Source organism: Streptomyces canus (genome assembly GCF_030816965.1).
GTDB classification, from domain to species: Bacteria; Actinomycetota; Actinomycetes; order Streptomycetales; family Streptomycetaceae; genus Streptomyces; species Streptomyces canus_E.
Genome location: NZ_JAUSYQ010000002.1, coordinates 7,063,313 through 7,089,004, shown reverse-complemented (window position 1 = coordinate 7,089,004; position 25,692 = coordinate 7,063,313). Strand labels below are relative to the sequence as shown.

General features: G+C 71.0%; 19 protein-coding genes. 3 read left to right on the top strand and 16 right to left on the bottom strand.

The window, feature by feature from the left end:
- Positions 1 to 87 precede the first annotated feature (87 nt).
- Positions 88 to 3,105 (bottom strand): putative bifunctional diguanylate cyclase/phosphodiesterase, encoded by a 3,018-nt coding sequence (locus QF027_RS33685; protein WP_307078890.1) that lies wholly within the window; start codon positions 3,103 to 3,105, stop codon positions 88 to 90.
- Between the two features lie 408 nt (positions 3,106 to 3,513).
- A complete protein-coding gene (locus QF027_RS33680) occupies positions 3,514 to 4,464 on the bottom strand; it encodes a 2-hydroxyacid dehydrogenase (protein WP_306976030.1) in 951 nt (316 codons plus the stop codon).
- A 75-nt stretch (positions 4,465 to 4,539) separates the two neighbouring features.
- Here QF027_RS33680 and QF027_RS33675 point away from each other — a divergent pair, with 75 nt between their 5' ends.
- The gene (locus QF027_RS33675) at positions 4,540 to 5,538 is read left to right on the top strand and encodes an aldo/keto reductase (protein WP_307078887.1); all 999 of its coding nucleotides are present in this window, start codon (positions 4,540 to 4,542) and stop codon (positions 5,536 to 5,538) included.
- Between the two features lie 527 nt (positions 5,539 to 6,065).
- A complete protein-coding gene (locus QF027_RS33670) occupies positions 6,066 to 7,247 on the top strand; it encodes a PQQ-dependent sugar dehydrogenase (RefSeq protein WP_307078886.1) in 1,182 nt (393 codons plus the stop codon).
- Between the two features lie 9 nt (positions 7,248 to 7,256).
- On the opposite strand, the gene QF027_RS33665 is transcribed toward QF027_RS33670, so the two are convergent.
- The 7 genes from QF027_RS33665 to QF027_RS33635 all read right to left on the bottom strand — a co-directional run bounded on the left by QF027_RS33665 (position 7,257) and on the right by QF027_RS33635 (position 15,048).
- On the bottom strand, positions 7,257 to 7,460 hold the full coding sequence (locus QF027_RS33665) for a DUF6191 domain-containing protein (RefSeq protein WP_306976036.1): 204 nt from the start codon (positions 7,458 to 7,460) through the stop codon (positions 7,257 to 7,259).
- 35 nt (positions 7,461 to 7,495) lie between these two features.
- Positions 7,496 to 10,555: a helix-turn-helix transcriptional regulator gene (locus QF027_RS33660; RefSeq protein ID WP_307082593.1), complete on the bottom strand. Its 3,060-nt coding sequence runs from the start codon at positions 10,553 to 10,555 to the stop codon at positions 7,496 to 7,498.
- Positions 10,556 to 10,692: 137 nt separating this feature from the next.
- Positions 10,693 to 10,911: a hypothetical protein gene (locus QF027_RS33655; protein WP_307078884.1), complete on the bottom strand. Its 219-nt coding sequence runs from the start codon at positions 10,909 to 10,911 to the stop codon at positions 10,693 to 10,695.
- A 196-nt stretch (positions 10,912 to 11,107) separates the two neighbouring features.
- The gene (locus tag QF027_RS33650) at positions 11,108 to 11,692 is read right to left on the bottom strand and encodes a hypothetical protein (RefSeq protein ID WP_306976039.1); all 585 of its coding nucleotides are present in this window, start codon (positions 11,690 to 11,692) and stop codon (positions 11,108 to 11,110) included.
- A 35-nt stretch (positions 11,693 to 11,727) separates the two neighbouring features.
- Positions 11,728 to 12,303 (bottom strand): GNAT family N-acetyltransferase, encoded by a 576-nt coding sequence (locus QF027_RS33645; RefSeq protein ID WP_057616366.1) that lies wholly within the window; start codon positions 12,301 to 12,303, stop codon positions 11,728 to 11,730.
- Positions 12,281 to 14,551, bottom strand: coding sequence for an MMPL family transporter (locus QF027_RS33640; protein ID WP_307078882.1), 2,271 nt, complete (start codon positions 14,549 to 14,551; stop codon positions 12,281 to 12,283). The genes QF027_RS33645 and QF027_RS33640 overlap by 23 nt, the downstream gene beginning before the upstream one ends.
- Before the next feature lie 191 nt (positions 14,552 to 14,742).
- On the bottom strand, positions 14,743 to 15,048 hold the full coding sequence (locus QF027_RS33635; RefSeq protein WP_307078880.1) for a hypothetical protein: 306 nt from the start codon (positions 15,046 to 15,048) through the stop codon (positions 14,743 to 14,745).
- Positions 15,049 to 15,188: 140 nt separating this feature from the next.
- Here QF027_RS33635 and QF027_RS33630 point away from each other — a divergent pair, with 140 nt between their 5' ends.
- Positions 15,189 to 16,004: an SAM-dependent methyltransferase gene (locus QF027_RS33630; RefSeq protein ID WP_306976045.1), complete on the top strand. Its 816-nt coding sequence runs from the start codon at positions 15,189 to 15,191 to the stop codon at positions 16,002 to 16,004.
- Positions 16,005 to 16,054: 50 nt separating this feature from the next.
- Here the strand turns inward: QF027_RS33630 and gatB are convergent, their stop codons facing one another.
- From gatB to QF027_RS33595, 7 genes are all read right to left on the bottom strand, one after another.
- Complete coding sequence (gatB, locus tag QF027_RS33625) at positions 16,055 to 17,569, bottom strand: Asp-tRNA(Asn)/Glu-tRNA(Gln) amidotransferase subunit GatB (protein ID WP_307078878.1); 1,515 nt, start codon at positions 17,567 to 17,569, stop codon at positions 16,055 to 16,057.
- Between the two features lie 15 nt (positions 17,570 to 17,584).
- Entirely contained in the window at positions 17,585 to 17,824 is a 240-nt protein-coding gene (locus tag QF027_RS33620) for a hypothetical protein (protein ID WP_306976050.1), read from the bottom strand.
- On the bottom strand, positions 17,821 to 19,323 hold the full coding sequence (gatA, locus tag QF027_RS33615; RefSeq protein WP_307078876.1) for an Asp-tRNA(Asn)/Glu-tRNA(Gln) amidotransferase subunit GatA: 1,503 nt from the start codon (positions 19,321 to 19,323) through the stop codon (positions 17,821 to 17,823). The genes QF027_RS33620 and gatA overlap by 4 nt, the downstream gene beginning before the upstream one ends.
- Before the next feature lie 5 nt (positions 19,324 to 19,328).
- The gene (gene gatC, locus QF027_RS33610) at positions 19,329 to 19,625 is read right to left on the bottom strand and encodes an Asp-tRNA(Asn)/Glu-tRNA(Gln) amidotransferase subunit GatC (protein WP_007384860.1); all 297 of its coding nucleotides are present in this window, start codon (positions 19,623 to 19,625) and stop codon (positions 19,329 to 19,331) included.
- 311 nt (positions 19,626 to 19,936) lie between these two features.
- A complete protein-coding gene (locus QF027_RS33605) occupies positions 19,937 to 22,171 on the bottom strand; it encodes a putative bifunctional diguanylate cyclase/phosphodiesterase (protein ID WP_307078874.1) in 2,235 nt (744 codons plus the stop codon).
- Positions 22,172 to 22,443: 272 nt separating this feature from the next.
- The gene (gene ligA, locus QF027_RS33600; protein ID WP_307078871.1) at positions 22,444 to 24,636 is read right to left on the bottom strand and encodes an NAD-dependent DNA ligase LigA; all 2,193 of its coding nucleotides are present in this window, start codon (positions 24,634 to 24,636) and stop codon (positions 22,444 to 22,446) included.
- A 15-nt stretch (positions 24,637 to 24,651) separates the two neighbouring features.
- A complete protein-coding gene (locus QF027_RS33595) occupies positions 24,652 to 25,653 on the bottom strand; it encodes a methionine synthase (protein WP_307078869.1) in 1,002 nt (333 codons plus the stop codon).
- Positions 25,654 to 25,692 lie beyond the last annotated feature (39 nt).

Here is a 25,692-nt window from a genome sequence, read left to right as displayed (position 1 = left end):
GAGGGCTCAGCGTCAGCCGACGCGCTTTCCAAGTACGAGAATTCGGGTGCGCATGGCACTGACCCTCTCCCCGGCACGCGTGTGGTGTCAAGTGGGTGGGACGGGAGTCTCATTATGTGAGCGAAGGACCGAGCCTCCTCCGAGGACCGCGGTCACCCCACTGGTGTACACCTCAGCGCCGCCTCCCGCGAACGCGGGTTCGGCGGGGCCGTGCGGCACCGGATAGTGGCCCGAGGCCAGCGCCCTGCGCAGCCGGTACTCGTCCAGCGGTCCCGAGAAGGCCATGCCCTGCCCGTGGGTGCAGCCCATCGCCCGCAAGGCGATGACCTGTTCCGGGAGGTCCACGCCGTCGGCCACGGACTGAAGACCGAGGTCTCCGGCGATCCTCAGCAGCCCGCTGGTGATCTTGTGCAGTCTGGCGGACTCCACGACGCCCTCGACCAGGCTGCGGTCGAGCTTCAGTACGTCCACGGGAAGCCTGCGCAGCGCGGTGATCGCCGCGAAGCCGCTGCCGAAGCCGTCCAGGGCGATCCGGACACCGACGCGGCGGATCGCGGTCAGCCGGCGCTCCAGCTCGTCCAGGGAGACCCGGGGGTCGGCGTCGGAGAGCTCGATGACCAGGGAGCCCGACGGCAGCCCGTGCCGGGTCAGCAGCGCCTCCACCGAGCCCAGGGGCAGCGAGCGGTCCAGCAGCCGCTGGGCGCTCATCCGGACAGCCACGGGCACCGTGAGCCCGGTCGCGGCCCGCTCGGCGGCCTGCTCGACGGCCTCCTCCAGGATCCAGCGGCCCAGCTCCTGCGTACGGTCGCTGTCCTCGGCCACCCGCAGGAACTCGGCGGGCGTGAACAGCACCCCCTGGGAGGAGCGCCAGCGCGCCTGGGCGGAGACCGAGGTGATCCTGCCGTCCTCCAGACAGACGACGGGCTGGTGCAGCAGGGCGAACTCGCCGTCGTGCAGCGCGGCACGCAGGCGCGTGGCCAGCTCCGCCTTCCGTACGACGTCCTGCTGCATCTGGGGCGCGTAGAGCTCGACGCGGCCCTTGCCGCCCGCCTTGGCGCGGTACATCGCGAGGTCCGCGTTGCGCAGGAGCTCGCCCGCCCCGAGGCCGGGTTCGGCGAAGGCGACGCCGATGGAGGCAGCGACCCGGACATCGTTGCCGTCGATGAGGTACGGCTGCGAGAGCGTGACCCTGAGGCGGTCGGCGAGCTCCAGGATGTGGCCCTCGCGGGCGGTGCGGTCACGGGTGCCGTCCCCGACGATCAGCGCGGCGAACTCGTCCCCGCCGAGCCGGGAGGCGGTGTCCCCATATCGGACCGCGTCCTGGAGTCTGCGGGCGGCCTGGACGAGCAGCTCGTCCCCGGCCTGGTGCCCGATCGTGTCGTTGACGGCCTTGAAGCCGTCCAGGTCGATGAAGAGGACGGCCGTGCCGCGGTCGGAGGAACGGCGGCCGGACAGGGCCTGCTGGACGCGCCGGGTGAACAGGGCGCGGTTGGGCAGGTCGGTCAGCGGGTCGTGCTCGGCGTTGTGCTGGAGCTGCGCCTGCAGGCGCACTCTTTCGGTCACGTCCCGGCTGTTGAAGATGAGGCCGCCGTGGTGACGGTTGACGGTGGACTCGACGTTGAGCCAGCCGCCGTCGCCGGACCGGAAGCGGCACTCGATGCGGGTGGTGGGCTCTTCGAGAGGGCTGGCGGCGAGGAAACGGCGCACCTCGTGCACCACGCAGCCCAGGTCCTCCGGGTGGATGAGACCGGCCAGTTCCGTGCCCACGAGCTCCTCGGCGGAGCGGCCGTAGACCCCTGCGGCGGCCGGGGAGACGTAGCGGAGGATGCCGTTGGGTGCGGCGATCATGATGACGTCGCTCGAGCCCTGCACCAGGGAGCGGAAGTGGTTCTCCTTCTGCGCGAGTTCCTGGGTGAGGGTGATGTTGTCGAGCAGCATGATGCCCTGGCGCACCACGAGGGCGAGCACGACGGTGCCGCCGGTGAGGAGCACCACGCGGTCCACGCTGCGGCCGTTGAGGACGTTGTAGAGGATCCCCAGCGTGCAGACGGCGGCGGCGAGATACGGGGTGAGGGCGGCCAGGGACCCGGTGATGGGCCGGGTGACCGGATACCGGCTGTGGTCACCGCCCTGCCCTGCCTGCCCTCCCTGCCCTCCCTGCGCGGACGGATGGCGCTGGATCCCGAACCGCGGCCTGGGCAGGTGTTCGTGCACCACGCGCGTGCGCCCGGCCGGTCGCCGCAGGTCGCCGTCCGGGTGCCGGGGTGCGGCCCAGGGGGCGTAGGCGAGGAGCAGGGAGCCGGCGAACCACCCGGCATCCAGCAACTGGCCGGAGCGGTAGCTGTTGTGGAGCAGTGGCGAGGTGAACAGGGCGTCGCACATCACGGTCAGGGCGAGCGCGCCGATCGCGGTGTTCACCGCGGTGCGGTTGACCGCCGAGCGCCGGAAGTGCAGCGCGAGGACCATGCTGACGAGGGCGATGTCCAGCAGCGGATACGCCAGGGACAGCGCGGTGTGCGCGACGCTGGGCCCCTCCGACTTGGCCGCCTGGGCGAGAGCGAGGCTCCATGAGAGCGTGAGGAGCGAGCCGCCGATCAGCCAGGAGTCCAGGCCGAGACAGACCCAGCCCGCCTTCGTCACCGGGCGCTTGGCGAGGACCAGCAGACCCACGATCGCGGGCGGCGCGAAGCACAGGAAGAACAGGTCGGCGTAGCTGGGGTTGGGCACGTCCCGGCTCAGGACGACCTCGTACCACCCCCAGATCAGGTTGCCGAGCGACGCCATGGTCGAGGAGAGCGCGAAGAACAGCCAGGCCTGCCGAAAGCGGACCCGACGGTCGCGGGCGTAGAGGAAGCACGACACGGCGGCCGTGCCCGCCGCGGCGCTGAGCCCGAAGTCGCCCATGATCAGGGCGAGTTCGCGCGAGCCCCAGCCGAGCGCGGAACCGACGGCGTATGCCGCGCACACCAGGGCGAGGAGGAGTTGGTGGACCAGGCTCGACCCGCCACGGAGGACCGGCGGCCGGGAGGGCAGCAGCGCCGCCCTCGCGGGGCGGGCCCGCAGCGCTCCGTCGAGGGTGGTCGTAGGAGAGGGAGGCGAGCTCACCGGGTCCTCCCGGTCAGCGCCGCCCCCGGGTCCCGGGGGTCCGGGTGCGCATGCCTCCTGCGAGTGCTGTGCCTGCGGTGATGAGGGCTGTGGTGACCGCCGTGACCGGCGTGGTGGCCGCGTCTGCGCGCGGCTGTGTGCCAGGGTCGGAGCCGGCGGCCCCGCCGCGTCGGATCGTTGGTCCATAGGCCGTGCATCGCCCGTCGCCCCCCTCACAGTCTGCAATGTCCATCCCCGGCGCCGAATGGTGCGCGGCGCTGCCCCTGTCCGGACGATACACCAGTCTCGTCACTCAGGGACATAGTTCCTCTACGCTCCGTGACGACCAGCGGCGATACAGGCACGGCCCGCGTCCGGAAGGTTGCGGAGGGTACCGGAAACGGATTGCGCGCCTGTTACTCCGTGGGTCTAAGCGTTCTCGGAACCCGTCGTAAGGATCACGTTGCGCAAGGGCTCCTGGTTCACATAGCGGTTCAACTGGTCCGCCAACAGGCGCTTGGCGCGCGGCAGGAACGCCGAGGTGGGTCCTCCGACATGGGGGCTGATGAGTACGCCCGGCGCCTGCCACAAGGGGTGTCGCAGGGGGAGCGGCTCGGGGTCGGTGACGTCGAGGGCGGCCGTGATGCGGCCGGTCTCCAGTTCGGCGAGCAGCGCCTTGGTGTCGACGACCGGGCCGCGGGCGACGTTCACGAGGAGCGCGCCGTCCTTCATACGGGCCAGGAAGCCGGCATCGGCCAGGTGACGTGTGGTCTCGTCGAGGGGCGTGGACAGGATGACGACGTCCGCCTCGGGGAGCAGGGCGGGCAGTTCGGTGAGTGGGTGCACCGGGCCGCGCTCCGTGGTACGCGCGGAGCGCGCGACGCGCACCACCCGCGCAACCTCGAACGGTACGAGCCGGTCCTCGATGGCGGAGCCGATCGAGCCGTAGCCGACGATGAGGACGTTCTTGTCGGCGAGCGAGGGCCGGAACCCGCCGCGCCACTCCCCCTGGTCCTGGGCCCGCACGAAGTCAGGGATCCCGCGCAGCGAGGCGAGGACCAGGGTGAGCGTGAGCTCGGCGGTGCTCGCCTCGTGCACACCGCGCGCGTTGCACAACCGCACGCCGGGACGCAGATGCCTCAGGCCCGGTGTCACGTGGTCGACGCCGGCCGACAGCGTCTGTACGACCTCGACGGAGCTCAGGTGGGGCATCGGCCGCAGGACGACATCCGGCGGCTTCATGTAGGGGACGACGTAGTACGCGCAGTCGGCCGGGTCCGCCGGGAAGTCCTCGTCGCCGTTCCAGAAGTGGTATTCGGGGCCCTCGGGAAGACCCTCGATGTCGTCGGGCGGGATGGGAAGCCACACGTCAGCACTCATGCTCAGGAGGCTATGTCAGGCGCCTGGGAGCCCAGAGGTTAGGTTGGGGGCCGGAAGAGGGAGGGTCACGAGCAGGTGGAGCGCAGGAAGATCGGCGCGGCGGCGCTCGCGGTGGGAGCCGTCGGACTCGGGTGCATGCCGATGAGCTGGGCCTACAGCGGGTCGCGGCAGCGGGGCGACGAGTCGGTCAGGGCCGTGCACCGGGCGCTCGATCTGGGCTCGACGCTGCTGGACACGGCCGACATGTACGGCCCGTTCACCAATGAGCTGCTGCTCGGCCGGGTGTTGAAGGAGCGGCGCGGGGACGCCTTCGTGTCGACGAAGGTCGGTCTGCTGGTGGGCGAACAGCACATCGTGGCCAACGGCCGCCCCGGCTATGTGAGACGGGCCTGTGACGCCTCCCTGCGGCGGCTCCAGACCGATGTGATCGACCTCTACCAGCTGCACCGCGAGGACCCCGAGGTCCCGGTCGAGGAGACCTGGGGCGCGATGGCGGAGCTCGTACAGGCCGGAAAGGTACGGTCGTTGGGGCTCTGCGCGATGGGAGCGCGAGGCGGGCGCCGCACCGGCAGGCGGCTGTACGACGCGACGATCCGGCAGTTGCAACGGGTCCAGCAGGTCTTCCCGGTGAGCGCGGTGGAGGCGGAGCTGTCGGTGTGGTCGCCGGAGGCGCTGGGGACGCTGCTGCCGTGGTGCGCGGCGCGCGGGATCGGCTTCCTGGCGGCGATGCCCCTCGGCAACGGCTTCCTGACCGGCACCCTGACCCCCGGCGAGGGCTTCGAACCGGACGACGTCCGCGCCCGCCACCCCCGCTTCACCGCCGAGATGATGGCCGCGAACCAGCCGATAGTCTCCGGCCTGCGACGCGTCGCGGCCCGGCACGGGGAGGGCGTCACTCCGGCACAGGTGGCGCTGGCGTGGGTGCTGGCCCAGGGCACTCACGTGGTCCCGGTGCCCGGGACCAAGCAGGAGCGTTGGGTGACGGAGAACGCGGCGGCGGCCGGTCTCCGACTGACCGGCCAGGACCTCACCGAGGTGGCGGCACTGCCGTCCGCACAGGGCTCGTGGGACTAGCGGACCTGCCGACGGCCCACGGGGCCAGCCGCCCCAGCGACGGCGCCCGCCCTGCGAGCCAGCAAGCCTGCCGAATGAGCAGGGGCCCGTGGGACCAACACACCCCAAGACGAAGCCCGCGCCGCGGACCAGCCTGCCGACTGCACACGGGCCGCGGGCTCGCAGCCCCCGGCGGCGCAGAGACGGCAAGACTGACAGCCCCGCCGGCGCCGGCGCCCCACCCACGGACCCGCAGCCTCAGCGGCATCCGGCCCACGGACCAACAAGCCCGCCAACGGCGCACGGGCCCGTGGACCAGAAAGCCCACCGACGACGCCCGACCCACGGGCCGGCTCGCCCGCCGACTGCACAGCGATCCGTGGGACCAAAAGACCCCTGGACGACACCCGCGCCGCAGACCAGGCCTTCCCCGCCTGCGCACAAGCCGCCAGTCCGCAGACCAGGTGTGCGCACCGGGTCCGGGAGATCGGGAACCTGGGAGGCGCGAGCGGTGTATGACAGGTAGAACCCGCCGCTTCGAAGGGACCATGATCGTGCATCGTCGAGCTGTGACGGCCGTGCTGGCCGCGACCACGCTCCTGCTGACGGCCGGCTGCTCCTCCGACGGCGGAGGAGGGAGCGGCGGCTCGCCCGACGGCGGCGACAGCGCCTCGTCGAGCGGTGCGGCCTCGGGGTCCTCCCCCACCCGGCAGGCCGCGGAGGCGACCCCGCCGGCGAAGGGCTCGGTGAAGGTGGTGCGCACGGTCGCCGAGGATCTCAAGACCCCTTGGGGCCTCGCCCCGCTCCCCGACGGCGACCTGCTCGTCTCCTCACGGGACGACGGCACGATCACCCGGGTCGACGGACAGTCCGGCAAGAAGACGGAGCTGGGGCAGGTCTCCGGGGTCTCCGCAGCCGGCGAAGGCGGCCTCCTGGGCATCGCGCTGTCCCCGGACTACGCCTCGGACCACATGGTCTACGCCTACTTCACCTCCGACTCGGACAACCGCGTCGTGCGGATGGTCTACGACGAGCAGAAGGCGTCCGGTGAGCAACTGGGCGCACCCGACACCGTCTTCAAGGGCATCCCGAAGGGCTTCATCCACAACGGCGGCCGGATCGCGTTCGGCCCGGACGGCATGCTGTACGCGGGCACGGGTGAGAGCGGCAACACCGGCCTGTCCCAGGACCGCAAGTCCCTGGGCGGCAAGATCCTGCGGCTGACCCCGGAGGGCGATCCGGCCCCGGGCAACCCGTTCCCGGACTCCCCCGTGTACTCGTACGGCCACCGCAATGTGCAGGGCCTCGCCTGGGACTCCAAACAGCGTTTGTTCGCCTCGGAGTTCGGCCAGGACACCTGGGACGAACTGAACGCGATCAAGCCGGGCGGCAACTACGGCTGGCCGACCGCCGAGGGCAAGTCCGACGACAAGAACTTCCACAACCCGACAGCCCAGTGGCACACCGACGACGCCTCCCCCAGCGGCATCGCCTACGCCGAGGGCTCCGTGTGGATGGCCGGGCTGAAGGGCCAGCGCCTGTGGCGCATCCCGCTGAAGGGCACGGCGGCCTCCGCCGACCCGCAGTCCTTCATCAAGGGGGAGTACGGCCGGCTGCGCACGGTGGTCTCCGCGGGCGGCGACAAGCTGTGGCTCGTCACCAGCAACACCGACGGCCGCGGCAGCCCCAAGGAGGGAGACGACAAGATCCTGGAGATACAGGTCAGCTAGTCGGAGCCGTCATGTCGGTGCGCTCTGCGAGGGCTCCTCGGTGTCGTCGTCCGGCTTGGACCGGCGGACGACGACCTTCCCGGACGTGAGATCTATCGGTCCGCGTCCGGGGTCGCCGTCGCCGACGTCCTCGCGGGTCAGCTCCAGCCGGTTCTGCTCGTCACGGGTGTGCTTGCGGCCGGGTGCGAACAGTTCCTCGAACATGTTGAACATGCAGCCTCCCCTGCCGGTCTCCTACACCGTACGCCTCACTCTGTGATCGGCGCGTGGAGAGCCTCCGCCGGGAACAGCCCCAGCCGGTGCGCCACGGCCGCAGCCTCTCCCCTTCCGGAGACGCCGAGCTTGGCCAGGATGTTGGAGACATGGACGCTGGCCGTCTTCGGGGAGATGAAGAGTTCCTCGGCGATCAGGCGGTTGGTGCGGCCCAGGGCGACCAGGCGCAGGACGTCGCGTTCGCGGCCGGTGAGGCCGAGGGAGCGGACCGGGTCGTCCCGGCCGGGGGCCGGCGCCGGCGTCAGGGTGAGGCGGGCGCGCTGGGCGAGGAGCGCGACGGAGTCGGCCAGGGGTCGGGCACCGAGGTGGTCGGCGGCGGCATGGGCGAGGCGCAGGAGTTCGGTGGCCCGGTCGCGGTCGGGCTGCTCGGCGCCGCCCGGTGCCGACAGCAGGGCCTGGGCGAGCCGGTGGCGGACCCGGGCGAGGTCGTAGGGGCGTTCCAAGGGCTCGAAGGCGGTGACGGCCTCGTACCAGTGGTCCGGGGTGTCGGCGCTCTCGGCGCGCAGCAGTTCCGCGCGGACCCAGCGTTCGTGGGCCAGCCAGACGGGTGCGTTGGTGGCGAGGGGTCTGGCGGCCTCCCTGATGCGGTGGAGGATCTTCGCGCGGTCCTGTTCGGCGACGGGCAGACAGAGGGCGTCGGCCTCCATGGTGGCGGCGGTGAGCAGCAGGGGCCAGGCATAGCGCTGGGTGCCGGGTGGGAAGCCGGCGTCCAGGACGCGTTCGAGTTCGGCGCGGGCGTCCAGGAGGCGGCCCTCGGCGGCGGCGATGCCGATGGCCAGTTCGGTGAGGGGGAGTTCGTGCTGAGGGGCTCTGTCATGGGTACCGAAGTAGCCGCGCGCGGCGGTGAGTTGGCGTGCCGCCTCGGGCAGGTCGCCGCGGGCGAGGGCGAGTGCCGCGCGATTGCCGGCGTGGAAGCCACGGGGCTGGGCACTCCGGCCGACGAGTTCGGCCCTGGTGGCGGATTCCGCGGCCCGGTCCCAGCGGCCCAGGGAGTGGAGGGATTCGGCGAGGTTGCCCCAGATCCAGGCCTCCTTGTCGGACAGGCCGAACTTCCGGGCGTAGCCGAGCCCCTCCTCCAGGATCGGCACGGCTTCCCGGGAGCGCCCGATGGCTTCGAGGGCGTTCGGCAGATTCACGTAGACACGGCTGGCGACGGCGGAGATGCCGTCCTCGACCGTCTGCCGCAAAATCTCGAACATCTCGTCGAGCCCGGTCTCGACGCCGCCGGACTCGACGATGAGACCCGCGTGGGTGAGGCGGGCGTTCATCTCGATCTCGCGGGCGCCGACCATGCGCGCATACTCCACGGCGCGCTCGGCGGCCGAGATGGCCTCGGGGCCGGGGACGTGGACCATGGACCAGTGGGCGACGTTGGCGAGGACCTCGGCGTGCACCTCCGAGGGCGGCAGGCCGCGCACCAGCTCTTCGGCGGTCGCCAGTTCGGCCCAGCCGTCGCCGCGGGCCAGCCCCTGGACGAGATGGGAGCGCTGGACCCAGAACCAGGCGGCGCGCAGGGGGTCCCCGTCGTCCTCCAGGAGGTGCAGCGCCCGCCTGGTGATCTTCAGGGCGCGTTCGCGTTCGCCTCCCAGGCGGCCGGCGACTGCGGCCTCGGCCATCAGGTCGAGGTAGTGCAGTGGGGTGGTGGCCGGGTCACAGCCGCAGGGAGGGTAGACCTCGGTGTAGTCGACGGGGCGCAGGGCGGACCTGACGTCCTCGGGGGTGGTGTCCCACAGCTCCATCGCGCGTTCCAGGAGCCGGAGTTGTTCGGAGTAGGCGTGCCGGCGACGGGCGGTGACGGAGGCGGCAAGGACGGCGGGCAGGGCCTTGGCGGCGTCGTGGGCGTGGTACCAGTAGCTGGCCAGTCGCATGACCCGCTCGTCGGCCGGGACGAGCGTGGGGTCGGCTTCCAGGGTTTCGGCGTAGCGGCGGTTGAGGCGGGAGCGTTCGCCGGGCAGCAGATCGTCGGCGACGGCCTCGCGGACCAGGGAGTGCCGGAAGCGGTAGCCGTCGCCGTCGGGTGCCGGAAGGAGGATGTTGGCGTTCACCGCGACCCGCAGCGCCTCGATGAGGTCGTCCTCGGCGAGCCGGGTGACGGCGGCGAGCAGCCGGTACTCCACGGTGGAGCCGCCCTCGGCGACGACCCGGGCAACTCGCTGGGTGCTCTCGGGCAGCCCCTCGACGCGGACCAGGAGCAGATCGCGCAGGGAGTCGGTGAGGCCGGTGCCACAGCCCTCGGTCGCGCAGACGGCGAGTTCCTCGACGAAGAAGGCGTTGCCGTCGGAGCGTTGGAAGATGTCGTCGACCTGAGCGGGGTTCGGTTCGGTGGCGAGGATCCCGGCTATCTGACGGCTGACCTCGTCCCGGTTGAAGCGGCCGAGTTCGATCCGGCGGACCGTGCGCAGCCGGTCGAGTTCGGCGAGCAGGGGGCGCAGCGGGTGGCGGCGGTGGATGTCGTCGGCGCGGTAGGTGGCGAGGACGACCAGGCGGCCGGTGCGCAGGGTGCGGAAGAGGTAGGCCAGGAGGTGGCGGGTGGAGGCGTCGGCCCAGTGGAGGTCCTCCAGGGCGACGACGACGGTGCGCTCGGCGGCGACGCGCTCCAGGAGGCGGGCGGTCAGTTCGAAGAGGCGGGCCAGGCTCTCCTCGTCGTGCCGGCCGGTGCCCCGGGCGGGGAGGGCCTCGCCGACCTCGGGCAGCAGCCTGGCCAGTTCCTCCTCCTGGCCCGCGGCCGCGGCGGCCAGTTCGTCGGGCAGGGCGCGGCGCAGGGCGCGCAGGGCGGTGGAGAAGGGGGCGAAGGGCAGGCCGTCGGCGCCGATCTCGACGCAGCCGCCGAGGGCGACGACCGCGCCCTGGCGGCAGGCGGCGGTGGCGAACTCCTCGACGAGCCGGGTCTTGCCGACGCCGGCCTCACCGCCGAGCAGCAACGCCTGAGGCTCGCCCGCGGCGGCGCGGGCGAGCGCTTCGTTCAGGCTGTTCAGCTCTTCGGTGCGGCCGACGAACACGGGACTGACGGACCTGGTCTCCACAAGCCCGAGCATTGCACGCGCGTCCGACAGTGCGGCACCCGTTTTCGGGGCGGGTCCGGTTCCCCAACTGGCCCTGGTTGCCGGGAGGACGGCCGCGGTGGTGACCGCGGGGACGGGCAGAGCCGTACGGCCGTCCTCGCCGCCGGCGCTCACGCCGTGCGAAGGAACCGGTGCCGCCGGCGGCGGCCGGTATGCGAATCTCCCCCAGTGCCGAAAGCCTGGGAGGTGCTCCCATCCGCGGTGCGCTCGGCGGCTTCGCGACGGGCGGCGCGGCGACCGCGAAGGGTCTCGCGGACGAGGCGCTCGTGCTCGGCCTGGCGGCGGAGTTCGGCGGAACGGTACTGGGAGATCTCGTATGCGGAGTACATGGTGTCGTCCTTGTCGGAGTCGGTTTCGGGCTTCGCTTTCTGCGATGCCTCTACCTTCGTCTCCGAGGGGGGTCCGCCACATCGGGAGAGTTCCGCATCTTCGGGGGCCGCGGGGGCCTTAGACGCGCGAGAGGGGCCTCAGGGCCTCCGTAAGGTACCTACGGCTGCCCTAAGACCCCTCGTGACCTGCGCTTGTTCAGCTCGCGGAAGGCAGGTCCAGCAGGAGGTCGGTGTACTTGAGGACGGCCAGGAGCAGGCCGACGACACCGAGTGCGACACCGCCCCAGGCGACGGACTTGATCCAGGTGGCCTGCGGCTTGCCGGGAGCGCCGAAGGCCGGCCGGGCCAGGACGCCGACACCGACGACCAGCGCGATCAGCGCGAAGACGCCGCCCCAGAACGCGGTGGCCTTCCAGGCGTCGCCGTAGCCCTCGTCGAGGAGCTTCGCCACGTCGGAGGACGTCGCGGTCTGCGCGTGCAGCTGGCCGACCAGCGACTGCCGCGCGGACGCCACGGTGCCGACCCAGCTGCCGGTGAGCGAGACGAGGCCGAGCGCCGCGGAGACGACGGCACCGGCGCCCTGGCCGACCCCGGTGGGGCCCTCCTCCCGGACGGCCTCGGGCAGGTCGTCCTCGTCGTCGATCTCGTCGGCGGCGGTGTCCTCGGTCGAGGTGTCCCCGGCCTCCGTCACCTCGTCGGTCTTGGCGACGCTCACCTTCTCCTCGGTCGTGGCCTCTGCGCCCGTCTCGGCGCCGGTCTCGTCAGCTGTCTTCGTTCCCATGTCGGGCACCGTACGGATCCTGTCTGAGAGGGTTCTTAATGATCGTTCCGGGCTGCACGCGCGCGTGCTTCACGCCACTCGGGGGCGAGAATCGACCACACCTCGAGGTCGTGCCGTACGCCACGATAGGGGTGGGCCTCACGGCGGACTCCGTCGCGGGTCATTCCCAGGCGCCGGGCGACGTTGATGCTGGCCGTGTTTCCCGACGCGGCGACCCATTCGACCCGGTGGACACCGCGCTCCTCGACCACCCAGTCGATCAGTATCCGCATGGCCCGGGTGATCAGTCCGCGGCCGGTCGCGGCGGGCTCCAGCCAGCAGCCGACCTCGCAGTTTCCCTGTTCGGCGTCGAAGTTGAGGGTGAGCACTCCGCCGACGAGCTTTCCGTCGAGCCAGATGCCGTGGTAGCCGCCGGTGTCGTCGGCGCGCATCCGGGCGTACCGCTGGAGTGTCTCGCGCGCGGAGGCCACGTCGACGGCCTGGGAGCCGAAGGGGATGAACTGCCCGATGAACTCCCGGCCCCGCTCCAGATTGGCCAGGAACTCCTCCGCGTGCCACGGCTCCAGGGGCCGCAGTTCGGCCCCGTCGTCACCCAGGGATATCGCGTACATCCTCGTCCCGCTCCCTCTCCATCTGCTCCACGACGTCCTGCCCCACGACATCGATGAGCCTCTCATGCGCTGCGCGGCACTCGGGCGGTTCGATGCTGATGCGGGGCATCCGGCGGTCCAGCCAGCCCGGCAGCCACCAGTTGGCGCCGCCGAGCAGGTGCATGAGCGCGGGGACGAGGAGGGTGCGCAGGACGAAGGCGTCGAGGGCGACGGCGGCGGCGAGCGCGATGCCGAACATGGCGATCACGCGGTCGCCGCTGAGGACGAAGGCGAGGAAGACGGAGATCATGATGACCGCGGCGGAGTTGATCACCCGGCTGGTCTCGGCGAGGCCGACCCGGACGGCCCGCCGGTTGTCGCCGGTCTCCAGCCATTCCTCGTACATCCGGCTGACCAGGAAGACCTGGTAGTCCATGGAGAGCCCGAAGAGCACGGACACCATGATCACGGGGAGGAAGGGCTCGATCGGGCCCGCGCGGCCGAGGCCGAGCAGCTCGCTCCCCCAGCCCCACTGGAAGATCGCCACGACCACCCCGAAGGACGCGGCGACGGCGGCCACGTTCATCGCGGCCGCCTTCAGCGGGATGCCGACGGAACGGAAGGCGAGCAGGAGCAGCAGACAGCCCAGACCGATGACCACGCCGACGAACAGGGGAAGCTTGCCGACGATGACGTCCGCGAAGTCGTCGTACGACGCCGTCGTCCCGCCGACCTGGATGTCGAGTGACGTGCCGGTCTCCGCGCGCGGCAGCACCTCGGTGCGCAGCCGGTCCACGAGCTCGCTGGTCTGCTGGGACTGCGGGGCGGACTCGGGGACGATCGTGAAGTAGGCGAGGTCGCCGCCGGTGTCGTAGGTCACCGGGGTGGTGGAGGCGATGCCCTCGGTGGTGCGGAGGGTGGCGTCGAGGTTGTCGAGGAGGAGCTTGTCCTCGGCTCCGTCGACACGAGTCACCAGCGTGAGCGGCCCGTTGACGCCCGGGCCGAAGCCTCCCCCACGCTCCGCGCGGGAGGTGCCCCCAGCGAGGAGGTCGTAGGCCTGCCGGGTGGTCGCGGACCGTGGGTCGTTGCCCTGGTCGGAGGTGCCGAGGCGCAGGCCCAGGGTGGGCAGGGCGAGGACGGTGACGACCACCAGGGCGATGGCGCCGAGCAGTTTGGGGTGCCGTTCCACGAACGCGGACCAGCGGTGGGCGAACCCGGTCGGCAGTTCCGGCTCGGGACCGTGCTCGGCGAGGCGGCGCCGCTCTCGCCGGCTCAGGGCGCGCATGCCGATGAGGGAGAGCAGGGCCGGCAGCAGGGTCACGCAGGAGGCGACCGTCAGGACGACGGTCAGGGAGGCGGCTATCGCGACGCCGTTGAGGAAGCCGAGCCGGAGGATCAGCATCCCCAGCAGGGCGATGCAAACCGTGGCACCCGCGAAGACGACCGCGCGCCCGGTGGTGGTGACGGCGTTCTCGACGCACTCGGCGACGCTCAGCCCGCGTTTGAGGCCGCGCCGGTGTCTGGTGACGATGAAGAGCGCGTAGTCGATGCCGACGCCGAGCCCGATCAGCATGCCGAGCATGGGCGCGAAGTCGGCGACGGTCATGGCATGCCCGAGCAGCCCGATCCCGGCGTACGCGGTGCCCACACCGACCAGGGCGCTCGCGATGGGCAGCAGCGAGGCGGCGAGCGAGCCGAAGGCCAGGAACAGCACGACGGCGGCGACGAGCACCCCGACGATCTCGGCGACATGCCCGCCCGAGGACTCGGTGAGGGCGACGGCGCTGCCGCCCAGCTCCACCTGGAGCCCGTCGGTCTCGGCGTCCTTGGCCGTGTCCACCACGGCCTTTGCCTCGGAGGCGTCGATGTCCTCGGCCGGGTCGGCGAAGGTGACGGTGGCGTACGCGGTGTGTCCGTCGGCGCTGATCCGGTCGGCGCCCGTGTCGTCGTACGGGCTGGCGACGGCGGCCACTCCGGGCAGATCCGCGATCTTGTCCAGGGTCGCGGTCATCGTCTGTTCGACGTCGGCGTCCCGGACCGAGCCCGACGTGAGGTGCCAGACGACCGTGTCGCTGTCGCCTCCGAGGTGCGGGAAGCCGTCCTGGAGCAGTTGGGTGGCGCGGCCGGACTCGGTGCCGGGGACCTCGTAGTCGTTCGAGTACGCGGAGCCGGTGACGGCGGCGGCCGCGCTCACCCCGCCGAGGGCGAGGAGCCACAGGAGAACGACGACCAGACGTCGTCGTACACACCAGCGCGCAAGGGCTGCCACGAACGTGCTCCCGGAGGGCGAATTGTGGATCTTTGACCGGGAACAGTCCTTCATGTGTGAACAGCCCGCAAAGAACGCATGAGCAATGTGCGGACCACTCTCGCAGGGGAAAGTGATCGTTTATCGCGATCGTGCGTTTATTCACAAGAGTGGGAGACAGATCACAGGACAGTAACGGTCACTCTGTCGCGTCAGTCGAACTGGTCGCCCAGCGCCATCACCATCACGCCGACGATCAGCAGCCACAGAGCCCTGCGGGTGCGCCCGCGGGAGCCCAGGACCGCGGCGAGCGCGCACACCCCGGCACCGGATCCGTAGGCCGCCGGGACCAGTGCGGGTGCGGAGCCGCTCAACCGGAGCGCCGCCGCGGCCAGACCGGCGAGGGCCAGCAGCGCGCCGGTGCCGGAGGCCGTCCAGCGGGCCCGCCGGGCGTCCAGCACCTGGCCGTCGTACTCCTCCTGTATGTCGGATGGCTCGGAATTCGCAGGACCGTTCATGGCGGGCGAGCGTAGCGTGTTCCGCTGAGAGACTCCGGGCCCGTCCGGCCCCCGACCGAAGCAGGTGCGTTGTTTGAGCGTCCGACCGAGCTCCTCCGTATCCCTTTCCGCTTCCCCGGACTCAAGGAGCCCGTTCACCGATGCCAGACGACATCACCCCGTCCATGACGGGGCCCTCGAGTGAGGACCTCACCCGGCGGCTGACCCAGGCCCGCTACCCGCGCAGCAACAGCTACGACGTCCGCTGGGTCATCGAGAACCAGATGGGCCCGAACGCGCTGTGGCTGCTGGAGTGGCTCGCGCCCGCCCTGGGCCTGGACACCCTGCGGCCCTGCGCCCGGGTTCTCGACCTGGGCTGCGGCCGTGCGATGACCTCGGTCTTCCTGGCCAGGGAGTACGACGTCCAGGTCACCGCGGCCGACCTGTGGATCAAGCCCGACGAGAACGCCGAGCGCATCGCCGAGGCCGGTTTCGCCGACCGGGTGCTGCCCGTGCACACCGAGGCACACGACCTGCCCTTCGCCGAGGGCAGCTTCGATGCGATCGTGAGCATCGACGCGTACCAGTACTTCGGCACCAACGACCTCTATCTGCCCACGCTGACCCGGTTGTTGAAGCCGGGCGGGCGGATCGGGGTCGTGGTGCCCGCGGTACGGGAGGAGATCGAGGGCGTGGAGCCGCCCGCGCATCTCAAGCAGTGGTGGCAGTCCGACTTCTGGTGCTTCCACTCGGCCGACTGGTGGAGGCGGCACTGGACCCGCAGCGGGGCTGTCGAGGTCGAGACGGCCGACTGGCAGCCGGACGGCTGGAAGGACTGGCTGCTGTGGTGCGACGTGATCGCCGAGGAGAGCCCCGAGGAGTTCCATCGCACGATGGCCCGTGAGGTCGGCGAGATGGTACGGGCCGACCAAGGGCGGTCGTTGGGTTTCGTACGGCTCGTAGGACGCCGTAAGTAAGGCTACGGCCCCGGAGGACACGTCCTCCGGGGCCGTACGCTACGGAGAGCTCAGCCTTCGCCGACGCCCAGCTTCTCCAGGATCAGCTCCTTGACGCGAGCCGCGTCGGCCTGACCGCGGGTCGCCTTCATGACCGCGCCGACCAGGGCGCCGGCCGCGGCGACCTTGCCGGAGCGGATCTTGTCGGCGATGCCCGGGTTCCCGGCGATGGCCTCGTCGACGGCGGCACCCAGGGCGCCCTCGTCGGAGACGACCTTCAGACCGCGCTTGTCGACGACCTCGTCCGGGGTGCCTTCGCCCGCGAGGACGCCTTCGATGACCTGGCGGGCCAGCTTGTCGTTCAGGTCACCCTTGGAGACCAGCTCGGTGACCCCGGCGACCTGCTCCGGCGTGATGGCCAACTCGTCCAGTGACTTGCCGGACTCGTTGGCGCTGCGGGCGAGTTCGCCCATCCACCACTTGCGGGCGGAGGCCGCGTCGGCACCGGCGTCGATCGTGGCGACGATCGGGTCCAGGGCGCCGGCGTTGAGGATCGCCTGCATGTCGAGGGCCGTGATGCCCCACTCGGCGACGAGCCGGTTGCGGCGGGCCAGCGGCAGCTCGGGGAGCGCCGCCCGGATCTCCTCGACCCACTCGCGCGAGGGGGCCACCGGAACGAGGTCCGGCTCGGGGAAGTACCGGTAGTCCTCGGCCTCTTCCTTCACGCGGCCCGAGGTCGTGGACCCCGTGTCCTCGTGGAAGTGCCGGGTCTCCTGGATGATCGTCCCGCCACTGCTCAGGACGGCCGCGTGCCGCTGGATCTCGAAACGGGCCGCGCGCTCCACGGACCGCAGCGAGTTGACGTTCTTCGTCTCGGAACGCGTGCCGAACTTCTCGGTGCCGTTCGGGCGCAGCGACAGGTTCACGTCACAGCGCATCTGGCCCATCTCCATGCGGGCTTCCGACACACCGAGCGCCTTGATGACCTCGCGCAGCTCACGGACGTACGCCTTCGCCACCTCGGGAGCGCGCTCACCCGCACCCTCGATCGGCTTGGTGACGATCTCGATGAGCGGGATGCCGGCGCGGTTGTAGTCGAGCAGCGAATGCGAGGCGCCGTGGATACGGCCCGTCGCGCCGCCCACGTGGGTCGACTTGCCGGTGTCCTCCTCCATGTGGGCGCGCTCGATCTCCACCCGGAAGGTCTCGCCGTCCTCCAGCTGGACGTCAAGGTAGCCATTGAAGGCGATCGGCTCGTCGTACTGGGAGGTCTGGAAGTTCTTCGGCATGTCCGGATAGAAGTAGTTCTTCCGGGCGAATCGGCACCACTCGGCGATCTCGCAGTTGAGCGCGAGACCGATCTTGATGGCCGACTCGATGCCGATCGCGTTGACGACCGGGAGCGCGCCGGGCAGGCCGAGGCAGGTGGGACAGGTCTGCGTGTTGGCGTCCTGACCGAGCTCGGTCGAACAGCCGCAGAACATCTTGGTCTTGGTGCCGAGTTCGACATGGACCTCAAGGCCCATGACGGGGTCGTACGACGCGAGAGCGTCCTCGTACGACACCAGGTCGGTCGTGGTGGTCACGGTGAAACTTCCCTCTCAGCCCAGCAGGACGTCGTCATCGCCCAGCCGCTTCAGCTCGCGGTACAGGATGGCGAGGCCGGTGACGATGGCGACCGCGGAGACGGTGGCGTCGACGAGGACCAGGGTGTCCTTCTCCGAGCGCGCCTTCTTGAGCCGCTTGGCGACACCGATGGCGCCGAACGCCGTGGTGGCGATGGACAGGTACGTACCGGACTTGGACTTCTTGAAGTCCTTCGCCTTGGTCAGCTTGCTCACAGCGACGGTGCCTCCTCCAGGAGCGGGTGACCCCACCTTTCCACGAAGGCGGCCTCGACGGCTGCGCCGACCTTGTAAAGACGCTCGTCCTTCAGGGCCGGGGCGATGATCTGGAGGCCGACGGGCAGGTTGTCCTCGGGCGCCAGACCGCACGGCAGCGACATGGCCGCGTTGCCCGCGAGGTTGGTCGGGATGGTGCAGAGGTCGGCCAGGTACATCGCCATCGGGTCGTCGGCGCGCTCGCCGATCGGGAAGGCGGTGGTCGGGGTCGTCGGGGAGACGATCACGTCGACCTGCTCGAAGGCCTTCTCGAAGTCGCGCGTGATGAGCGTGCGGACCTTCTGCGCCGAGCCGTAGTAGGCGTCGTAGTAACCGCTCGACAGGGCGTACGTGCCGAGCATGATGCGGCGCTTGACCTCGGGGCCGAAGCCCGCCTCACGGGTGAGGGAGGTGACCTCCTCCGCCGAGTGGGTGCCGTCGTCGCCGGTCCGCAGGCCGTAGCGCAGGCCGTCGAAGCGGGCGAGGTTGGACGAGCACTCGGACGGCGCGATCAGGTAGTACGCCGACAGCGCGAGGTCGAAGGACGGGCAGTCCAGCTCGACGATCTCGGCGCCCAGCTCCTTGAGCAGAGCCACGGACTCGTCGAAGCGCTGGATGACACCGGCCTGGTAGCCCTCGCCGCGGAACTGCTTGACCACGCCGACGCGCATGCCCTCGACGCTGCCGTTGCGGGCGGCCTCGACGACCGCCGGGACCGGGGCGTCGATCGAGGTGGAGTCGAGCGGGTCGTGCCCGGCGATGACCTCGTGCAGCAGGGCCGCGTCCAGGACCGTACGGGCGCAGGGGCCGCCCTGGTCGAGGGAGGAGGAGAAGGCGACCATGCCGTAGCGGGAGACCGCGCCGTACGTCGGCTTCACGCCGACCGTGCCGGTGACGGCGGCCGGCTGGCGAATGGAGCCGCCGGTGTCGGTGCCGATGGCGAGGGGGGCCTGGAAGGAGGCGAGCGCGGCACTCGACCCACCGCCGGAGCCGCCGGGGATCCTGGTGAGGTCCCAGGGGTTGCCGGTCGGGCCGTACGCGCTGTTCTCCGTCGACGACCCCATGGCGAACTCGTCCATGTTGGTCTTGCCGAGGATGACGACGTCGGCGGCCTTCAGCCGCTTGGTGACGGTCGCGTCGTACGGCGGGATCCAGCCCTCGAGGATCTTCGAGCCGACGGTCGTCGGGACGCCCTCGGTGGTGAAGATGTCCTTGAGTGCGAGCGGGACGCCGGCCAGCGGGCCGAGCTTCTCGCCCTTGGCCCGCTTCTCGTCGACGGCACGGGCCTGCGCGAGGGCGCCCTCGCGGTCGACGTGCAGGAAGGCGTGCACCTTCTCGTCGACGGCCTCGATACGGGCGAGGTGGGCCTCGGTGACCTGTACGGCCGTGAGCTCACCGGAAGCGATCTTCGCGGCGGTCTCGGCGGCGGTCAGCTTGATGATGGTGACGTTGTCCGTCATGGCGGTTAGTCCTCCCCCAGGATCTGCGGCACCTTGAAACGCTGCTGCTCCTGGGCCGGGGCGCCGGAGAGCGCCTGCTCGGGGGTGAGCGACGGACGGACCTCGTCCGCGCGCATGACGTTCGTCAGCGGGAGCGGGTGCGAGGTCGGCGGTACGTCTTGGTCGGCGACCTCACTGACGCGTGCGACCGCGCCGATGATGTCGTCCAGCTGTCCCGCGAAGTGCTCGAGCTCTTCGGGCTTCAGCTCCAGACGCGCCAGCCGTGCGAGGTGGGCGACCTCCTCGCGCGTGATGCCAGGCATGCAGCGATCCTCTGGGGTGAGTGTGTGTGGTTTGGGGCCGGGGCTAGTCGTCCCATTCCCGTCGTCCGCCCGAAGGGCGGGTCGCGTGGCGTCTGGTGCGTGCGATCGCAAGGCGCCGGAGCGTCCTCGTGGCGGAGCCACGTGGACGATTCGGCAACGCGGCGAGCGTGCGTGCCAGGCGTCGCGCGACAGACGGGAATGGGACGACTAGCCCCAATCCTATGGGTCACGGCCGGATGGCCGTTAAACGGTTTCCCGCAGCCGACGGCAACGGGCGGTGCCCATACCGCGCCAAAGGATGCCTGGACGGGTCACTCCGCCGCCGGCAGCGCGGCCCTCGGTCGCTGCCAGCCCCTCGATCCCCTGGCCAGAAGCCACGCCGTCGTCTCCTCCGGGGGCATCGCCGCCGCCACCAGCCAGCCCTGTACGGCGTCGCAGCCCATGTCGCGCAACCGCTCCCAGGTCTCGTCGTCCTCCACGCCCTCCGCCACGACCAGGAGGCCCAGGGAGTGCGCGAGGTCGACGGTGCAGCGGACGATCTCCGCGTCCTCGGTGTCGACGGCCAGCTTGGCCACGAACGAGCGGTCGATCTTCAGTTCGCTGACGGGGAGGCGGCGCAGGTGGACCAGGGAGGAGTAGCCCGTGCCGAAGTCGTCCAGGGACATCTTCACGCCGTGCCCGGTCAGTGCCGCGAGAGTGTCCGCGGCCCGCGAGGGGTCCTCGAGGAGGACGTGCTCGGTGATCTCCAGTTGGAGGGCGCCCGCGGGGACGCCGTGCCGGGCGAGGCGCGCGGCCACCGAGCCGGCGAAGCCCGGGGTGTGGACGTCACGCGGGGAGACGTTGACCGCCACCGGGACGAACAGGCCGTGCGCCCGCCACTCGGCGACCTGGGCGAGAGCCGTGTCGAGGACGTACTCCGTGAGGTGGGGCATCAGTCCGGACGACTCGGCGATCGCGATGAACTCGTCCGGCGGTACCTTCCCGCGCTCCGGATGCACCCAGCGCACCAGCGCCTCCAGACCGGCGACCTGTCCGTCGAAGCGGACCTTGGGCTGGTAGTGCAGCTGCACCTCGTGCGCGTCCAGCGCCCGGCGCAGGTCGCCGAGCAGCCCGAGCCGGTCCGGCGTGTTGGAGTCCCGCTTGGACTCGTACACCTCTACGCCCGTACGGTCCCGCTTGGCCTGGTACATCGCCACGTCCGCCCGCCGCAGCAGTCCCTCGGCGTCCACGGCGTGGTCGGGGAAGACGGCGACCCCGGCGCTGGCCTCCAGGACGAGGGTGAGCCCGTCGAGGTCGAGCGGGGAGCTGAGGGCCGCGACCAGGTTGCGGGCGACCCGGGTGGCGGAGGTCGTGGAGTCGGCGACCGGCAGTAAGACGGCGAACTCGTCGCCGCCGAGCCGCGCCGCCTCCGCCCCGCGCGGCAGCGCGATCCGCAGCCGGTCGGCGATCTGGAGGAGCAGCCGGTCACCGGCGAGGTGTCCCAGGGTGTCGTTGACCGAGCGGAAGCGGTCGAGGTCGATGAGCATCAGGGCGGACCGGGCGCCGATGCGCTCGGCGTCGTCCAGGGCGGTCCAGATGCGCTCCAGGAGCCACTGCCGGTTGGGCAGTCCGGTCAGCGGGTCGCGCAGTTGCTCCTCGGCGCGGGCACGGGCCATCCACAGCGTGGAGTCGAGGGCGATGAGGGGGATCGCGAACAGCGGGAGCAGCACGGGCTTGGCGACGGCGACCACGCACACCAGCGGGGCGATGCCGAGCAACGCGACCGCGACCAGGCCCTGTCTGACCAGGGCGGTGCGGGCCACGGTGGGCAGACCGGAGTGCCGGGAGGAGTGCAGATACCAGCCCAGGGCCCGGGTGACCGCGAGGTAGGCGATGGCGACCAGGACCACCTCGGGGCCGGTGGAGAAGGTCCAGGTGTCGGGGTTCCAGGGGGTCTCGACGGACGGCGACTGACCGAACACGGCGATGACCAGGGCGCCGGTGGCTATGCCGAGCATGTCCACCGCGCCGTGCAGAATGCCCTGCCGCCAGCGGTGGCGCCGGGCTATGCCGACCAGCAGGACGACGGTGAGGCTGACCATTCCGGCGGGCACCCAGCCGTACAGCAGCAGGACGGCGAGTGTCAGGGCGGCGCCCGAGCCGGTGCCGCCCCACCAGCGGGACCGGCCGAGGGCGACCAGATGGCCGACGATGATGCCGGTCAGCACGGCCAGCGACCAGCCGACGGTGCCGGACGGGAAGAGGGCGTGGCCACCGGTGAACGCCCGGTAGAAGCCCGCCCCCAGCACGAATCCGGCCGTCGAGACGACCGCCGTGGGCAGGGCGGGCCAGGACAGCTGTCGGTCAGGATCGGAGTCCGGCATACCGGGGGCGCGCTCGGCGGTGAGCTGTGCGGCACCGGCGCCGCCGGCCCCGGTGTACTGTCCGGCGGCACGCCCCTCGGCGCCCGGACGCTCCGAAGGCCGCCCGGCCCAGCGGCTCGACCGCCATGCGCCGCTGAGCCGGCGCAGCCGTGAGTCCGGGGCGGCGCTCTCGGTCGGTTCCATTCCCGTCCCTCTCACAGCCGGCGGTGCCCACGCCACGCGGCTCGTTCGCCCGACAAAACCCTCGACGGCGCCGCGTTGGAAAAACCTTCCCCTTGCTCTTCAGGAGCAAGGGGATGCCCCTACCGCAGCTGGGCACGGCAGGCGCACGTCTCAACAGTAGGCCGCAGAAGGCTTCCACGGGCAGCGGTCGTCTACGGTTGCCCGAATGCGCCCTGGCCACCCGTATGCATCTGGTATGCGCCGATCGGGTGGCCTTCAACCGCCGCTCCTCGCTACTCCTCCGTGGGAAGTGCCACATCGCCGGCCGCGTCGGGGCCCTGTTCCAGCAGCACGTCGAAGCCGTCCTCGTTCAGAACAGGCACCTTCAGTTGCATCGCTTTGTCGTACTTAGAACCCGGATTGTCACCTACGACGACGAAAGACGTCTTCTTCGAAACCGAACCGGTGACTTTCGCCCCTCTGGTCTGCAACGCCTCTGTGGCCCCGTCGCGGGTGAAGCGCTCCAGGGTGCCGGTGACGACGACGGTGAGCCCTTCGAGGGGACGCGGGCCCTCGTCCGCCCCCGAGCCCTCCTCCTCCATGCGCACGCCCGCGGCCTTCCACTTGCGCAGGATCTCCTGGTGCCAGTCCTCCGCGAACCACTCCTTGAGGGACTTCGCGATGATCGTGCCGACGCCGTCGGTGTTCGCCAGCTCCTCCTCGCTCGCCTGCTCGATGCGGTCGATCGAGCGGAAGTTGCGCGCCAGCGCCTCGGCGGCGACCGGGCCGACATGGCGGATCGACAGGCCGGTCAGGACGCGGGCGAGCGGGCGCTCCTTGGCGGCCGCGATGTTCTCCAGCATGGCGACGGCGTTCTTCTTGGGCTCGCCCTGCTGGTTGGCGAAGACCGTGGCGACCTTCTCCTCGCCGGTCTTCGGGTCACGCTTGGGCAGACCGCTGTCCTGGTCGAGGACGTACGCCTTGATGGGCAGCAGTTGCTCGATGGTGAGGTCGAACAGGTCGCCCTCGTCGGTCAGCGGTGGCTCCTGGGGCTCCAGCGGCTTGATGAGCGCGGCCGCGGCGACATAGCCGAAGTGCTCGATGTCCAGCGCCTTGCGGCCCGCGAGGTAGAACAGGCGTTCGCGCAACTGGGCGGGGCAGGTGCGGGCGTTGGGGCAGCGCAGGTCGACGTCGCCCTCCTTCATGGGCCGCAGCGCGGTGCCGCACTCGGGGCACTCGCTCGGCATCACGAACTCGCGCTCGCTGCCGTCGCGCAGGTCGACGACCGGGCCGAGGATCTCCGGGATGACGTCACCGGCCTTGCGCAGCACCACGGTGTCACCGATGAGGACGCCCTTCGCCTTGACGACGTCCTGGTTGTGCAGGGTGGCGAACTCGACCTCCGAGCCGGCCACCGTCACCGGTTCGACCTGGGCGTACGGCGTGACCCGGCCCGTACGGCCCACGCCCACGCGGATGTTGATGAGCTTGGTGTTGACCTCCTCCGGCGCGTACTTGTACGCGATCGCCCAGCGCGGTGCCCTGGAGGTGGAGCCGAGGCGGCCCTGGAGGGGGATCTCGTCGAGCTTGACGACGACCCCGTCGATCTCGTGCTCCACGGAGTGGCGGTTCTCGCCGAAGTAGGCGATGAACTCCCGTACGCCGTCGAGGCCGTCGACCACCTTGTTGTGCTGGGCGGTGGGCAGGCCCCAGGACTTCAGGAGGTCGTAGCCCTGGGAGAGGCGGGTCATGCCGTCGAAGCCCTCCAGGACGCCGATGCCGTGGACGACCATGTGGAGGGGGCGGGTGGCGGTGACGCGCGGGTCCTTCTGACGCAGTGAACCGGCCGCCGCGTTGCGCGGGTTGGCGAAGGGCTTGTCACCGGTCTCGACCAGGCGGGCGTTGAGCTCCTCGAACTTCTCCATCGGGAAGTAGACCTCGCCGCGGATCTCCACGAGGTCGGGGACCCTGTCGCCGGTGAGGCGGTCCGGGATCTCGGCGATCGTACGGACGTTGGGCGTGATGTCCTCGCCGGTGCGGCCGTCGCCGCGGGTGGCCGCGCGGGTGAGGCGGCCGTGCTCGTAGGTGAGGTTGACGGCGAGGCCGTCGACCTTGAGCTCGCACAGCAGGTGGTAGTCGGTGGTGCCGACGTCCTTGGCCACCCGCTCCGCCCAGGCCGCCAGCTCCTCGTCGCTGAAGGCGTTGTCCAGGGAGAGCATGCGGGAGCGGTGCTGGACGGACGTGAACTCGGTCTCGTACGCCCCCGCGACCTTCTGGGTCGGCGAGTCGGGGGTGCGCAGCTCGGGATACTCGTCCTCGAGGGATTCGAGGGAGCGCAGGAGCTTGTCGAAGTCGGCGTCGCTGATGACCGGCGCGTCGTTCACGTAGTACCGGAAGCGGTGCTCCTCGATCTGCTCAGCGAGCTGCGCGTGCTTCTCCCGTGCCTCGGCGGGCACCGTCGTCTCCGCTTGCTTGTCGCCGGCCACCGTGTTGTCCTCCCGTTACTCTGGGTTGTCCGCGAGGGATCTCGCCGCCTGGGCGCAGTGGGCGAGAGCCTTGCGCGCGTACTCCGGGGAGGCCCCCGCGAGCCCGCACGACGGAGTGACCGTGACCACCTCCGCGAGAAGTCCCGGATGCAGCCCCAGCCTGCGCCACAGCGTCCTGACACCCATGACGCTACCGGCAGGGTCTGACAATGCCGTGTCCGTGCCGGGCACGACACCGGCGAAGAGCCTCGTCCCCCCTTCCACCGCCTCGCCGATCACGTCGTCGTCACGCTCGGTGAGAAGCGAGAAGTCGAAGGAGACCGCCGCCGCACCCGCCCTCCGCAGCAGGGCGAAGGGGACGTCCGGTGCGCACGAGTGGACCACGACGGGGCCGCCCGCGTGAACCCCGACGACGTCGCGCAGGGTGGCCTCGACGACCTGCCGGTCGACGGCCCGGTGGGTGCGGTACCCGCTGGCGCTCCTCACCTGCCCGCGCAGGGCGCCGATGAGGGACGGCTCGTCGAGCTGGAGCACGATCCGCGCCCCGGGGACACGCCTTCGGACCTCCTCCAGGTGCAGGCGGAGTCCCTCGGCCAGCGAGGCGGCGAGGTCCCGGCAGGCGCCAGGGTCGGAGAGGGCGACCTCGCCGTTCCGCAGCTCCAGCGTGGCGGCCAGCGTCCAGGGACCGACGGCCTGCACCTTCAGCTGCCCCTCGTACCCCTGTGTGAACTCCTCCAGCGCATCGAGGTCCTCCCCCAGCCAGGACCGCGCCCGTTTGGTGTCCCGTCCCGGCCGGTCCCCGAGCCGCCAGCCGCTGGGCTCCACGCGCGCGTACAGCTCGACGAGCATTCCGGCGCTGCGGCCGATCATGTCGGCGCCGGGGCCGCGGGCGGGCAGTTCGGGCAGGAAGGGGAAGTCCTCGAAGGAGCCGGTGGCGGTCCTGGCGGCCTCACGGGCGTCGCCGCCGGGGAGGGAGCCGATGCCGGTGGCGGGGGCGAAGCGAAGGTCTGCGGTCACATACGAAGCCTACGTACGTGACCGGAGGAGGTTCTCGCC

What these genes read in the sequence shown, in the direction of transcription:
- gatA (WP_307078876.1), bottom strand. Translation starts at nt 19,323, where the DNA reads ATGACGGACAACGTCACCATCATCAAGCTGACCGCCGCCGAGACCGCC.
- QF027_RS33630 (WP_306976045.1), top strand. Translation starts at nt 15,189, where the DNA reads ATGCCAGACGACATCACCCCGTCCATGACGGGGCCCTCGAGTGAGGAC.
- QF027_RS33680 (WP_306976030.1), bottom strand. Translation starts at nt 4,464, where the DNA reads ATGAGTGCTGACGTGTGGCTTCCCATCCCGCCCGACGACATCGAGGGT.
- QF027_RS33665 (WP_306976036.1), bottom strand. Translation starts at nt 7,460, where the DNA reads ATGTTCAACATGTTCGAGGAACTGTTCGCACCCGGCCGCAAGCACACC.
- QF027_RS33635 (WP_307078880.1), bottom strand. Translation starts at nt 15,048, where the DNA reads ATGAACGGTCCTGCGAATTCCGAGCCATCCGACATACAGGAGGAGTAC.
- gatC (WP_007384860.1), bottom strand. Translation starts at nt 19,625, where the DNA reads ATGCCTGGCATCACGCGCGAGGAGGTCGCCCACCTCGCACGGCTGGCG.
- QF027_RS33660 (WP_307082593.1), bottom strand. Translation starts at nt 10,555, where the DNA reads ATGCTCGGGCTTGTGGAGACCAGGTCCGTCAGTCCCGTGTTCGTCGGC.
- QF027_RS33655 (WP_307078884.1), bottom strand. Translation starts at nt 10,911, where the DNA reads ATGTACTCCGCATACGAGATCTCCCAGTACCGTTCCGCCGAACTCCGC.
- QF027_RS33645 (WP_057616366.1), bottom strand. Translation starts at nt 12,303, where the DNA reads ATGTACGCGATATCCCTGGGTGACGACGGGGCCGAACTGCGGCCCCTG.
- QF027_RS33650 (WP_306976039.1), bottom strand. Translation starts at nt 11,692, where the DNA reads ATGGGAACGAAGACAGCTGACGAGACCGGCGCCGAGACGGGCGCAGAG.
- QF027_RS33670 (WP_307078886.1), top strand. Translation starts at nt 6,066, where the DNA reads ATGATCGTGCATCGTCGAGCTGTGACGGCCGTGCTGGCCGCGACCACG.
- QF027_RS33605 (WP_307078874.1), bottom strand. Translation starts at nt 22,171, where the DNA reads ATGGAACCGACCGAGAGCGCCGCCCCGGACTCACGGCTGCGCCGGCTC.